This is a genomic window from Kribbella monticola, from assembly GCF_003261635.1.
Classification (GTDB): Bacteria; Actinomycetota; Actinomycetes; order Propionibacteriales; family Kribbellaceae; genus Kribbella; species Kribbella monticola.
In genome coordinates, this window is record NZ_QFXK01000031.1 from 174,255 (window position 1) to 187,216 (window position 12,962).

13 protein-coding genes are annotated in these 12,962 nt (G+C 67.3%); 6 read left to right on the plus strand and 7 right to left on the minus strand.

All coding sequences use genetic code 11. The features are described from left to right. Window positions 1-7 precede the first annotated feature (7 nt). Both DIZ26_RS20215 and DIZ26_RS20220 read left to right on the plus strand, forming a co-directional pair. Window positions 8-1,435 carry a sensor histidine kinase gene (locus DIZ26_RS20215; protein WP_157979765.1) on the plus strand — a complete coding sequence of 476 codons (1,428 nt, stop codon included), beginning with the start codon at window positions 8-10 and terminating at the stop codon, window positions 1,433-1,435. Further along, window positions 1,429-2,082, plus strand: a complete 654-nt coding sequence (locus tag DIZ26_RS20220; protein WP_112243759.1) for a response regulator — start codon at window positions 1,429-1,431, stop codon at window positions 2,080-2,082. Before DIZ26_RS20215 ends, DIZ26_RS20220 begins: the two co-directional genes overlap by 7 nt. A 74-nt stretch (window positions 2,083-2,156) precedes the next feature. On the opposite strand, the gene DIZ26_RS37505 is transcribed toward DIZ26_RS20220, so the two are convergent. Continuing rightward, window positions 2,157-2,327 (minus strand): hypothetical protein, encoded by a 171-nt coding sequence (locus DIZ26_RS37505; RefSeq protein ID WP_157979766.1) that lies wholly within the window; start codon window positions 2,325-2,327, stop codon window positions 2,157-2,159. Window positions 2,328-2,528: 201 nt separating this feature from the next. Between DIZ26_RS37505 and DIZ26_RS20225 the strand changes: the two genes are divergently transcribed. The 4 genes from DIZ26_RS20225 to DIZ26_RS20240 all read left to right on the plus strand — a co-directional run bounded on the left by DIZ26_RS20225 (window position 2,529) and on the right by DIZ26_RS20240 (window position 6,604). Next, window positions 2,529-3,812, plus strand: a complete 1,284-nt coding sequence (locus DIZ26_RS20225; RefSeq protein WP_112243761.1) for a M16 family metallopeptidase — start codon at window positions 2,529-2,531, stop codon at window positions 3,810-3,812. Continuing rightward, complete coding sequence (locus tag DIZ26_RS20230; protein ID WP_112243763.1) at window positions 3,809-5,158, plus strand: M16 family metallopeptidase; 1,350 nt, start codon at window positions 3,809-3,811, stop codon at window positions 5,156-5,158. The genes DIZ26_RS20225 and DIZ26_RS20230 overlap by 4 nt, the downstream gene beginning before the upstream one ends. A gap of 151 nt (window positions 5,159-5,309) precedes the next feature. Continuing rightward, complete coding sequence (locus DIZ26_RS20235) at window positions 5,310-6,125, plus strand: MBL fold metallo-hydrolase (protein WP_112243765.1); 816 nt, start codon at window positions 5,310-5,312, stop codon at window positions 6,123-6,125. A gap of 95 nt (window positions 6,126-6,220) precedes the next feature. Beyond that, the gene (locus DIZ26_RS20240) at window positions 6,221-6,604 is read left to right on the plus strand and encodes a DUF4190 domain-containing protein (RefSeq protein ID WP_112243767.1); all 384 of its coding nucleotides are present in this window, start codon (window positions 6,221-6,223) and stop codon (window positions 6,602-6,604) included. Between the two features lie 31 nt (window positions 6,605-6,635). On the opposite strand, the gene DIZ26_RS20245 is transcribed toward DIZ26_RS20240, so the two are convergent. The 6 genes from DIZ26_RS20245 to DIZ26_RS20270 form a co-directional block, all read right to left on the minus strand. After that, window positions 6,636-7,439, minus strand: a complete 804-nt coding sequence (locus DIZ26_RS20245; RefSeq protein WP_232828474.1) for a MerR family transcriptional regulator — start codon at window positions 7,437-7,439, stop codon at window positions 6,636-6,638. A 366-nt stretch (window positions 7,440-7,805) separates the two neighbouring features. Next, entirely contained in the window at window positions 7,806-8,312 is a 507-nt protein-coding gene (locus tag DIZ26_RS20250; protein WP_112243771.1) for a VOC family protein, read from the minus strand. 102 nt (window positions 8,313-8,414) lie between these two features. Continuing rightward, complete coding sequence (locus DIZ26_RS20255; RefSeq protein WP_112243773.1) at window positions 8,415-9,242, minus strand: carbohydrate ABC transporter permease; 828 nt, start codon at window positions 9,240-9,242, stop codon at window positions 8,415-8,417. After that, window positions 9,239-10,171 (minus strand): carbohydrate ABC transporter permease, encoded by a 933-nt coding sequence (locus tag DIZ26_RS20260; RefSeq protein WP_112243775.1) that lies wholly within the window; start codon window positions 10,169-10,171, stop codon window positions 9,239-9,241. The genes DIZ26_RS20255 and DIZ26_RS20260 overlap by 4 nt, the downstream gene beginning before the upstream one ends. 34 nt (window positions 10,172-10,205) lie before the next feature. After that, window positions 10,206-11,600 carry an extracellular solute-binding protein gene (locus DIZ26_RS20265; RefSeq protein ID WP_198676184.1) on the minus strand — a complete coding sequence of 465 codons (1,395 nt, stop codon included), beginning with the start codon at window positions 11,598-11,600 and terminating at the stop codon, window positions 10,206-10,208. A gap of 208 nt (window positions 11,601-11,808) precedes the next feature. Further along, the gene (locus DIZ26_RS20270) at window positions 11,809-12,924 is read right to left on the minus strand and encodes an ABC transporter permease (protein ID WP_232828475.1); all 1,116 of its coding nucleotides are present in this window, start codon (window positions 12,922-12,924) and stop codon (window positions 11,809-11,811) included. Window positions 12,925-12,962: the final 38 nt, after the last annotated feature.

A 12,962-nucleotide genomic window follows, 5' to 3' on the forward strand; every position in this document is an offset into this window, starting at 1 on the left:
GGTGATCATGAGCGATCTGGCCGCGCGGGGACAGACGGTCGTGCTGGTCCGGAAGGTGGATCCCGCGACGGTCACCCTCGGGGTGGGAGTTGCCGGAGCGATCGCCACGGCGATCGTGGTGGTGGGACCGGAGCGCATCCTCGGATACCAGAGCGCGGCGTGGCACCTGGTGCTGGAGACGGTCGACGCCTGTGTCGCTCTTCTGCTCGCCTACCTCGTCTACGGACGGTTCCTGCGGGCCAACCGATGGCAGGACTTGTTGCTGCTGCAGGGGCTCGCACTACTAGGCGCCGCGAATGTGCTACTGCTTCTGTCCTTGGTGCAGGACGACAGATCCGGCGTACTGGATCTCTGGTTGCCGCCCTCGATGCGTGTACTCGGGACTGCGCTGATCACTGCGGCGGCCCTGCTGCCGCACCGCGTGGCCAGTTGGCCCGGTTGGCGACGATGGGCCCTCGCGCCGGTTGCCGTGGCGGTGACGGTCTTGACCGTCGGTGTCCTGTCGCAGCAGCAGCACCTGCCCAGAAGGGGTGACCTCGGGGTGCCCGGTGAAGGAATGGCTGCGTCAAGCAGCAGACATCCGGCGCTCCTCGTTGCCCAACTACTGACGCTGGTCTGCTTCGCTGTGGCGGCGGCAGCGTTCGCAGTACAGGCACGCGGGAGGAACGACGTACTGCTGCGGTGGCTCGGGCCTGCTTGTGTCCTTGGTGCGCTCGCCCGGCTGAACTACCTGCTCTTTCCCTCGAATCAGCCCGACTGGTTGTACAGCGGTGACGTACTACGGACCGGTTGCTATCTCCTGCTGCTGATCGCCGCAGGCCGCGAGATCAGCAAGTACTGGACGTCCAGAGCACAGACTGCGGTCGCGGCGGACCGTCGCCGGCTTGCGCGCGAACTGCACGACGGAGTGCTGCAGGAGCTGGCCTACATCCGGTCGGAGGTCGCAGCGTTCGAGACGGTCGACGAGTCACGGGTGAACCGGATCCGGGCAGCCAGCGAGCGCGCGGTGGACGAGGCGAGGGAGTTGGTCGAGACGCTCAGCCGCACCGGCGACGAAGCGCTCAGCGCCGTACTGCGCCGCGCTGTCGCGCAGATCGCCGAGCGGCACGACGTCGTACTGGAGCTGGAACTCGACGACTCGATCTCCGTCGACCCGTCGCAGAGTCATGCCCTGGTGCGGATCGCTCGGGAGGCCACGCTGAACGGTGTACGACACGGGCGTGCCGAGAAGGTCACCGTGCGACTCGGCCGGAGCAAGACCGGTTGTTTCCTGGTGGTGTCGGACGACGGTGCCGGCTTCGACACGGAGGTACGGACGCCGCGGCGCGGTGAGTTCGGCCTCGTCAGCATGCGGGAACGCGCCGAGGCTCTGCCGGGAACCTTCGACCTGCATTCCGAGCCGGGACACGGAACCACGGTGACAGTCACATGGTGACCAGCGAGCCGGTCCGCGTCGTGATGGCGGACGACCATCCGCAGCTGCGGGCCCGGATCCGGGAAGCGCTGGAGGCGGGCGGTTTCGAAGTGTGCGCCGAGGCCGCCACTGCTCCGGCCGCGGTCAGGCTGGCGCAGGAGCACCTGCCCGACGTCGTGCTGCTCGACATTCATATGCCGGGTAACGGGATCCGTGCCGCTGGAGAGATCAGCAGACTGCTCCCGGACGTGGCGATCGTGATGCTGACCGTGTCCCGCGAGGACGCCGACCTGTTCGACTCGCTCCGGGCCGGCGCGGCCGGCTACCTGCTCAAGGACACCGATCCCGCGCGGCTTCCGGCGGCACTGCGCGGCGTACTGTCCGGGGAGGCCGCCATCCCGCGGACGCTGGTTGCCCGCATCCTCGACGAGTTCCGCTCCCCCGGCCGGCCGCGACTCGGGCACAAGCCGAAGGTCGCGGCCCGTTTGACCTCCCGCGAATGGGAGGTGATGGAACTGCTCGGCGACGGTCTGACCACCGACGAGGTGTCGAAGCGGCTGTTCCTGTCGCCGACCACGATCCGGGTCCACGTCTCGTCAGTACTGCGCAAGCTCCGGGTCAAGGATCGCCAGGCAGCAATCGATCTGCTGCGGGACGACATCAGGTGAGGGCGGCCCCCCTCCCCGCCGCCCTCACCTGATGTCAGGTCACCCCCCGCAGCTACAACCGCGCTGTGACCAACTCAGGGAGACGTGCTGTTCGGCGCGGCGGCATTGTTGGTGTACGTACCGACGTCGGTCGTGTGGACGTTGTTGTCCGAGTGGGCCAGGCCCGCGAGACCGAGTGCGAGCACCGAGACGACGGTCGCCCCGATCGCTGCGCGCCACGGTACGAACTGTGAAGTGAACTGCATGTCCTTGCCTCCCGTTCCGCGGTGCGCACCCCTCCGCGAGCACCACTGCCGGTAACGCTAGGTAACAATGGGCCCTCGCGGCTAGGGACCAAAGACCTCTTGAGCGTTCAAATACCTAAACGCTCAGGCCGGGGCGACCGAACGCTCAGCCCGCGGCGAACGCGGATGGGGTGGCTGCGGCGCAGCACGTAGGGTGGCGGCATGCCGCTGAACTATCCCCTTGCCGAGCAGACGTTGGACAACGGTCTGCGTGTGGTCGTCAGCTCGGACAAGGCCGTGCCGATCGTCGCTGTGAACCTCTGGTACGACGTGGGATCGCGGCACGAGCCGCCCGGCCTGACCGGTTTCGCGCACCTCTTCGAGCACCTGATGTTCCAGGGCTCGCGCAACGTCGAGTCCGGTCAGCACTTCAGCCTGCTGGAGACCGCGGGCGCGAGTCTGAACGCGACGACCTTCTTCGACCGGACCAACTACTTCGAGTCCTTGCCGAGCGGCGGTCTCGACCTCGCGCTCTGGCTCGAGGCCGACCGGATGGGCTACCTGCTCGACGCGGTCACCCAGGAGAACCTGGACAACCAGCGCGACGTGGTGAAGGAGGAGAAGCGGCAGAGCTACGACAACCGCCCGTACGGCGATTCGTACGAGCGGCTCGTCCGGCTGCTCTTTCCGGCCGACCACCCGTATGCGCACATGACGATCGGGTCGATGGCCGACCTGGACGCGGCCGCGCTGGAGGACGTGCACGCCTTCTTCCGGAAGCACTACGGCCCCAACAACGCCGTACTGACGATCGTCGGTGACGTCTCCGAAGAGGACGCGTTCGACGCCGCCAAGCGGTACTTCGGCCACATCCCGGCGATCCCGGCGCCACCACCGGCGCCGGACGGCACGATCGGCCCGCTCACCGAAGTACTGCGCGACGACGTGGTCGAGGACGTTCCGTCCGACCTGATCACGATGATGTTCCGGCTCCCGGTCGACGGCACGCCCGAGCTGGATGCCGCGGCGCTGGCGCTCGACGTACTGGCCGCCGGCCAGAGCGGGCGGCTCAACCGCCGGCTCGTGCGCGACGAGCAGATCGCGCAGTCGGTGTCCGGCGGCGCGTTGCCGCTGATCGGTGGCGTCTCGTTCGGGACGCTGACCGGGATCGCGTCGGCCGACGTCGACCTGCAGAAGGTCGAGGACGCGCTGGTCGAGGAGATCGAGAAGCTCGCGGAGCACGGCGTCACCGAGGACGAGCTCGCCACGGTGCAGGCGCAGAACGAGCGCGACTGGCTCGAGCAACTGGCGACCTGCTCCGGCCGCGCCGACGAGATCTCGCACCACGCCTTGCTGTTCGGCGACCCGAACAGAATCAACACCAGGATCGACGAGATTCGCGCCGTCACCGCCGAGCAGGTCCAGCAAGCCGCCGCGAAGTGGATCCGCGCCGGCGGCCGCGCCCAGGTGACGTACCGCCGTAGCAACGCAGGGGAGCAGGAATGACCAGCCAGGCCTTGACCACACCGCCCTCGGTCGCCCCGCCGCGGCCCTGGAAGTTCCCGCTGTCGACCACGACGACGACGCGGGCCGGCACGCCGGTGCACGTCTTCGACCGCCCCGGACAGTACGTCGCCACTGTGCGTGTCACGATCGCGTTGCCGCTGTTCGCGGAGCCCCGTGAGCTCGAGGGCATCGCGACGATCATGTCGCGCACGCTCGACGAAGGCACCGAGCTCAGGTCGGCCAACGAGTTCGCGGCCGCCCTCGAGCGCCACGGCGCGGCGTACGGGGTCGACGTCAGTTCCGACGCGCTGCACGTCGAGATCTCGGTGCCGATCTCCCACCTGGCACCTGCCGTCAAGCTGCTCGCTGAAGCAGTCACCCGGCCCGCCTTCAACGCCGAGGACGTCGGTCGCCACGTGACGATCCGGCTCGGCGAGATCAACCAGGAACGCGCCAACGCCGGCTACCGCGCACGCGAAGCTTTCGCCGCGAACCTCTTCGATCCGTCCGTACGCCGTTCGCGACCGACCGCCGGTACGCCGGACACGATCCGGCCGCTCACGAACACCAAGGTGGCCGAGTTCTACCGGGCGAACGTCGGCCCGGCGCGCGCGCAGATCCTGTTCGCCGGCGACGCGACCGGTGTGGAGGTCGCGGCGATCGTCGACGACGCTTTCGGTGACTGGACTTCTTCGGCGGGCCCCGCCTTGGAGGTGCCCGAGCCGCAGTACGTGCTGGGCGACCGCGTAGTACTGGTGAACCGGCCCGGCTCGGTGCAGAGCCAGCTGCTGATCGGCTGCCCGGGTCCGGACCGCCGCGAGGAGATCTGGGGCGCGGCCGCTGTCGCGAACCACGTGGTGGGCGGGACGATCACGTCCCGCGTCGACACGGTGCTGCGTGAGGAGAAGGGGTACACGTACGGCACCCGCAGCAGCTTCAACGCACCCCGCAAGGGCGGCACCTTCACCCTCGGCGGCGCCGTCCGCACCGAGGTGACCGGCGCCGCGATCACCGAGGCACTGCGCATTCTCCGCGAAGCCCGCGACGGCCTCACCGACCGCGAAGTCCAAGAGGCACAGGACAGCCTGATCCGCACCGCTCCCCTGCGCTACGAACAGGCCGACTCCATCGCCCAGCAGGTCGGCAGCAACATCGCCGTCGGCGTACCCCTCGACTTCGCCGACACCTACCTCGCCCAGATCGCCGCCACCACCGCCGAGATCGCCACCGACGCCTACAACCGCTACGTCGGCACCAACGGCCTCCTCGTCATCGTCGTCGGCGAAGCCAAAGACGTCCGCCCCCAACTAACCGCCCTCAACCTGGGCGCCCTCACCGAACTCTGAGCCTGCTCTGCTCGGGCTCCCCACGAGCCCGAGCAGAGCCGCCCGCTTCCGACCGCGAGCGCAACACCAGCAAGCATCCGCAGTTGTTGCCCTAGGCAACCTTAAGACCATCGTCTGACGCGAGCGGCGACGACCAGGTAGTGGAGGATCCATGCGTTTCATCTCGGGCGGTCGCCTTCATGCCCTCTTCGAGTTCGGCGACCTGCAGGTGGTTTGCCTGCGGGACGGCTACCTCGACGTACCGCCGACGCAGCTGCTGGACGAATCCGGCAGCCCTCTCGACCCGCTCCCGGATACCGTCCCCCTTGCCGCCGGCAACTTGCGGCTGTCTGTCAACGCCTTCTACATCACCGACGGCATCCAGTCCGTGCTCGTCGACACCGGCGCATCCAACGCCTTGGACCCCACGATGGGATCGCTCTACGACGCCCTGACCGAGGCGGGCATCGAGCGTGACGACATCATCGACGTCGCCATCACTCACCGCCACGGCGATCACGTCCACGGGCTGATCACACCGGACGGTTCCGAGGCGTTCCCGCGACTTGAGCGGGTGTGGATCGGAGCCGGTGACACGGCGGTGTTCGCCGGCCGCTTGGAGCCGATCCGCAACCGCGTCGTACCGATCGACGCCGAGATTCCCATCACCAGCTGGCTGACAGCCGTCCCGACCGCAGGCCACACGCCCGGCCATACCGTGTACGACGTCGAGAGCAGCACCGGGCATCTTCTGGTCTGGGGCGACACGGTGCACGTCCCGTCGCTGCAGTTCGAGCAGCCGCACGTGACGTGGGAATTCGACGGCGACCGGACTCAGGCGCGTGAAGCCCGCACCACCCTGCTGGAACAACTCGTCAAGCCGGGCTACTTCGTCGCCGGCGCCCACCTGGACTCCCCCGGTGTCGCCCGCGTGACCCGGGCCGGCGACAGCTACGCGTTGACGTACCTCGCGCCGTCGATCTCCTGACGACAGCCAAGACCACCACCAGCGAAGTCGGCGTGCGCCCTCGACCTGAGATCATCATTGCCCAGGCCTCCCTTGGCCCGAGCAGAGGAGACCCGATGTCGTACGAGCGCCCGCAGGACGACCCCCGGTACTCCGGTACGCCCAACCCGGATCCTCAGCCGACTCGCTACCCGCTCCAGCCCGGCTACCCCGACCAGCAACCGGCGTACGGAGTACTGCGCGACAACTCCAATGCAACCGTCGCTCTGGTTCTCGGGCTCATCGGTCTGTGCACCTTCGTTCTGATCGCCTCACCGTTCGCGTGGTGGAAGGCGAACCAGGCGCTCCGCGAGATCGACGCCAACCCTGGCATCTACAACAATCGCGGTATGGCGGTCGGCGGTCAGATCACCGGCATCATCGGCACGATCTTCCTGGCCCTGTTCCTGATCGGCGGCGCGATTCTGGTCTTCGTCCTGCTGGCGGCCAGCACCACCTGAGCCAGACGCTTCCTCAGACAGGGCGTGAACGTCACGCCCAGGTGGCGGTGTCCGGGTCGATGCCGTTGGCAACGGCATTGGCGTTGATCAGATCGCGCAACCACAGGGTGAGGCCCGGTTCGAAAGCGTCGTAGTGCGCGGTGAATCCAGCGTCGGCCACGTACTTGCGACCAAGGCACACGTGCATGGAGTGCGTGCAGTCGAAGAACGCGCCGACCGAAGCTCGGTGCCGTTCGGCGAGCTCATTGCCTTCGATGCTGCCGGCAACGACTCCGGCGCGCTTCGCGGCGGCGAGGTCTTCGTCGAGAGCCGAGATGCTCGCCGCCACCTGCTTCCAGTCGTCGGCGGTCATCCCCGCCGAACGTTCGGCGTACTGCGCCCACTGATCCGTCTCGCCCCAGCGGTCGCGGGCGCCGGTGACCCAGGAGGGCTGCCAGTCGTTGCCGAAGATGGCGATTTGTTCCTCGGCGGTCAGGAGGAGACCGGCCTGCTTGGCTTCGATCAGCCGGTCGACGGCTTCAACCATCTTCTGCAGGCGGGTAATGCGTTCGACCAGTTGGTCGCGCTGCTCGAGCAACGGTTCGGTCGCTGGGGCGTCGAGGAGGTCGGCGATACCGTCGAGAGGCAGGCCGAGTTCGCGATAGATCAGCACTCTGTGGATGCGGGCGATGTCGCCTGCCGAGTAGAGCCGATAGCCGCCCGCGGTCCGCTCGGACGGGCTGACAAGCCCCGTCGCATCCCAGTGGTGCAACGTCCGCACAGTCACCCCGACCAGCGAAGCCACCGCCCCCACCGTCAACCCACCAGCCGGCCCCGCCTCGATCCCATCCGCCACGCCACCCAGTCTGCCAGCCACCCACCCCGCGCCTCCCCGTACGCCGCCCCGCGCCTCCCCGTACGCCGCCCCGCCAGCCACCCCGCACGTCCCCGGCACACCCGCCAGTCCTCCCGCACGTCCCCGGCACACCCGCCAGTCCTCCCGCACGTCCCCGGCACACCCGCCAGTCCTCCCGTACGTCCCCGGCGCACCCGCCAGTCCTCCCGCACGTCCCCGGCACACCCGCCAGTCCTCCCGCACGTCCCCGGCACACCCGCCAGTCCTCCCGCACGTCCCCGGCGCACCCGCCAGGCCTCCCCGCTTCGCCCACCGCCCCTCAACCCGAACGTGGTGCCCACCTTCCCGGCAGCGTGCTTGTCGGGCTCAGCTTCGAGGGGTCTCGATGCCGACGGCTGCGAGGTTCTTCGCCTCTGCGCTGTCGGGGTCGAGCGGTCGGGCGGCCGTCAATACGACCCGGGTGTTCTCAGGAGTGATGACCTCCAGATCCACCGTGTTCCAAGGCGTCGGCCGCGGCCCTGTCGTGCAGCCCGGGGCCAACTCCTCACAAGCCGCCGCGATCTCGTCGAGCTGGCTCAGCACGCACGCGAAACTGACGCTCGCCGCGGGTGCCACGGACACCTGCTCACCCGGCACCACCAGCACGTCCTGGAACGCCCACCGCCGAAGGTGCGTCATCCGCCCCGGAATCGTGAAGAGATCGATGAACCCCAGCCCACGCATCCAGAAGTCCACGGAAGCCCCGAGATCCGCCGTCGGCAGCGTCACGAACATCGGCATCCCGTAGATGCCGCGATGCACCTCAGGCGCCACCGCATCGACCGCCGGCACTGGAACAGGGCTTAATTCAAAAGCAGGAAAGTGATCAGCCATACCCCTCACCCTGAGCCCTCACGCAACGTCAGGGTCAAATCCGCCCCACCCGCGAACCGCGCCGGCTCCGAAGAACCGGCGCGGCACACGAAGTACGCAGGACTAGCCCTTGATCGCCCCGCCCAGCGCGAAAGCGCCGCCCAGTTTGCGGCTCAGCAGCAGGTAGAGCAGCAGAACCGGAGTCGTGTAGATGAGCGAGTACGCCGCGAGTTGGCCGTAGTTCGGCTCGCCGTACTGGCCGAAGAAGGTGAAGATGCTGACCGAGGCCGGCAGGCGCTCAGGTGACAGCAGCAGCATGAACGGAACGAAGAAGTTTCCCCACATGCCGATGAAGGTGAAGATCAGCACGACCGCGATCCCCGGCCACATCAGCGGCAGGACGATCCGGCGGAGCGCCTTCATGTTGCTCGCGCCGTCAACCCACGCCGCTTCCTCCAGCGAGATCGGTACGCCGTCCATGAACGTCTTCGTCAGCCAGATCGCGAACGGCAGCGAGGAGGTCGCCATGAACATGATCGTCCCGCCGAGGGTGTCCACCAGGTTCAGCTGAACGAACAAGCCGTAAACCGGCACCATCACCGCGGTGATCGGCAACCCCGTGCAGAACAACACGGTCAGCAGGAACGGCCGGTTGAACTTGGTCTTGAACCGCGACAATGGATAAGCGGCCAGCACCGCGCACACCATCGTCAGCAACGCCGCCCCGCCGCACAGGATCAGCCCGTTCAGAACCGGCCGGTACGTCGTGGTGACGTTCAGCACCGCCTTGAAGTTCGCGAAGGTCGGGCTGGTCGGCAACTCGACCCGCAGGCCGGCCGTCCGGTTGACCGAGGCGAACAAGACCCAGAGCAACGGCAGCACGAAAAGGATGCCGAGGGCAAGCAGGATCAGGTTGGCGGTGAGCTTGCTGATCCGGTCGCGGGCGATCATGCGGCCTCCGAGTTCAGTCCACGTAGGTAGATCAGCGAGAAGATCGCGCCGATGGCCAGCATCACCAAGGCGATCGCGGTGCCGTAGCCGATCTGCGAGAAGCTGAACGCCTGCTCGTACATGTACAGGGGAAGGGTCTGGCTCTTGGTCCCGGGTCCGCCCCGGGTCATCGCGTAGATCAGGCCGAACACGCTCAGCGTCTGCAGCGTGATCAGCATCAGGTTGGTCATAATCGCGCGCGAGATCATCGGCACCGTCACGAACACCAGCCGGCGCCAGCCGCCCGCGCCGTCCATCTCGGCCGACTCCTCGATCTCCTTCGGTACCTCGCTGAGCGCGGCCGAGTAGACCAGCATCGAGAACGCCGTACCGCGCCAGATGTTCGCGATCGACACCGCGACGATCGGTGCCGCGTACAACCAGTCCTGGCCGGGCAGACCGACCTTGTGCAGGATCACGTTGAGTGTGCCGTCGTCGTTGAAGAACGCGCTCAGCAGGTACGCCGCGACGATCTCGGGCAGCACCCAGGCACCGATCACCGCGGTACCGACGAAGTTCCGCACGAACTTCGTCGAGCGCCGCATCAGCAGGGCGAGCCCGAGTCCGAGGGTGTTCTGGCCGATGATCGCCGAGATCAGCGTGAAGACCAGGGTGAGCCAGATCGAGTTGGTGAACGCCGAACTGCCGAAGGCCTTGCGGAAGTTGTCGAGGCCGACGAACTTCACGTTGGCCGCACCGGTGCCGGTCAGCGCCATGTTGGTGAACGCAGCGTAGACGCAGTACAGGATCGGGCCGGCCAGGAAGACCAGCATCAACCCGATGGCCGGTGCCAACGGCATCATCTTCAGGAAGTTGGCGCCGCGCGGGCGCCCGTTCCGGTCGGCCTTACGACCGGCCGGAACGGGTACTGCGGAAGCAGATGTCGTCACTGAGAGGTCCCTTTCGAGGGGGTAGCGGCTCTGCTCAGTTGCTGGAGGTCGTGGTCTTGTCCTTGCCGACGATGCCCTCGACCGCTTCGTCGTAGTTCTTGGCCGCCTTCTCCGGCGTCGACTGCCCGGTCATCACGGCTTCCATCGCGGTGATGATCTCGTTGGAGACCTTCGGGTACTCCGGCAGCGCGGGCCGGTAGACGGTGACCGAGACCAGGTCGGTGAAGAACTGGGTGCTCTTCGACGACGACTTGTACCCCGCGTCGGCCGCGACGTCCTTGCGGACCGCGATCTGCGCACCGTCGGTGGCGTACTTGGTCGCGTTCTTCTGGGTCTGCAGCGACTGGATGAACTTCCAGGCGGCATCCGGCGACTTCGACTTGGCCGGAATCGCCCAGGTCCAGCCACCGGAGAGGCTGACCTTGCCCTTCCCGCTGCCGTCCTGGGTCGGCATCGCGGTCTGGCCGAGCACGTCGGACCACTGCGGCCACGGCTTAGCGCCGGTCTTCAGCCAGTTGTTGTAGAGCCAGGAGCCGTCGAGCGCGATCGCCAGCTTGGAGTTCGGCAGCAGGTCGCTACCGACCTTGTTGCCCCAGTTCGGGTCGAGCGACTGCTTCGGCTGCGGGGCCAGGCCCTCGGTGAAGACGGTCTTGATGAAGTTCAGCGAGTCCTTGAAGCCCTGGCTGCCGACGACCCACTTCTTCTGGTCGTAGTTGTAGAGCGTGTCCTTGGTGCCGTAGAGCAGCATCTCGAAGCCCTGCATGGCCGACGCCTCACCCATCGGCTTGCCCGAGTAGACGTTCAGCGGGATCACGCCGGGCACCTTGGACTTGATGGTGCGGGCGGTGTTCAGCACGTCGTCCCAGGTCTTCGGCTGCCAGTTCGCCGGCAGGCCGGCCTTGGCGAAGAGCTGCTTGTTGTACCAGAGCGCGCGGGTGTCCGTGCCGTCCGGTACGCCGTACACCTTGCCGTCCTGGCCCTTCGCGGCGCCCTTGGCGGTCTCCTCGAACTGGTTCCAGTCCGACCAGTTCTTGATGTAGTCGTCCAGCGGCCGCAGGTAGCCCGCGGTGATGTCGGAGTTGATCAGGAAGGTGTCCTCGTAGACGATGTCCGGCGCCGTGTTGGGCGAGCGCATCATCAGCTGGATCTTCGTGTAGTAGTCGTTCTCGCTGGCCACGACCGGGACGATCTCGACCTTCGAGCCGGGGTTGGCCGCCTCGTACTCCGTCTTGGCGCCGGTGAGGAAGTTCTTCATCACCGTGCCCGGGCCCCACTGCTGGTAGGCGATCTTGATGTTCGCCGGACCGGAGCTCTGACCGCCCGCTTCGGGCGTCTTGGTAGTCGACCCCTGGCTGCAGGCGGAGACGCCCAGCAGGAGTGCGCCGACGGCGAGTACACCCGCCCGCTTGAAACCGTTCTTCATCACCATCACGTCCACCTTCGGGCAATCGTTGTCATCCCGGTATCACCGCTCAAACCCGTCGGGCTTTCCCGTGACCGTAGGAGGCGCGGACCAGTGAAGTCAATGGTTTGTAGACAACGTTGTCCCCGCAAGAACGCGACTGCGCGGCGACCGGTTCGTAACGATCCGGTCACCGCGTTGTCAACGGCTCATGAACGGGTTCGCGACCCTACGCTCAGACCGTGACGACCGACGCCTCGTGCCGCCCATGTACTGCGGGTCGGCGGCTGCGGTCGCGGGCAGCGCCCAGCGCACACAGCACCAGACCGAGCACCAACCAGCACCCGAGTACTACGAACGGCCGCGCCGAGCCGGCCCCGTCGAAGAAGCTCACCGAGCGCAACGCCGTACCGGCGGCTCCTGGCGGCAGGAACTGTCCGAGCGTGCCCCAGCCGGTCGGGAGCATCTCAGGTGCGCTAGTGAGACCGGACAACGGGTTACCGAGCAGCATCATGGTGGCTCCGCCGAGGGCCAGTCCGGCGACACCGAGCAGCCACTCGAGACCCAGCAGGGTCAGACTGATCGCTGCGATCGACAGGGCGATCACGCTTGCATTGGCGAAGTAGTTGCCTTCGAGTGAGCCGAGCCAGAACTGGAGCACCGCAGCCAGCGCCAGCGCGCCGGTGATCGCAAACGCGATGGCGGCGGGCACCCGGTTCCGCTCTTTTTTCACGAGTTGAACCAAGGCGCCGGCGCCGATGATCCCACCCAGCACCAGCGGCAGTGCCCCCGCAGCGAGACCGGCTCCGCGCGGGTCGTCCGTGGGCAGCGGGACGATGTCGGTCACCTTCGGTGCGGCCTCGCCGTTCTTCGCGGCCAGGCCGGCCGACAGTTGGGTCAGGATCTGCGCCACTGCGGGGCTGCCTGCGGATGCCGTCAGCACCTCAGGATTCTGCGGGTCGAGAACGATCGCGCCGTACACGTCCCGATCCTCGATCGACCGGACAGCAGCGCTGCGATCGGCCACCGCCTTGATGTCGAAGCCGCCCGGACGGGCCTTCTCCAGGCCGGCACGCACCTGGGCAACCGCGGCGTCCGGACCTGCCACGGCCAACGGAAGGTCGCGCGGCTCGGACCGCGCCGCCGGCCAGGCGAACGCAATCAGCAGCACGGTCAGCACAGCCGTGAGCAGCGTGACCACAACCACAACCGGCGGCCGCCGCCGCTCCTCCGCACCCGACTGCTCACCGAGCGACCGCTCGGCGTGGGTGGGCTCCGCGTGGGTGGAGTGCTCGGCGACGTGCCGTGGCTCGCCGGTGACGGCCTTTACGGCGGGGCGATCGGCAGACATTTCCAGACTCCCTCTCTCAAACCGAATGTTCGTTCTTT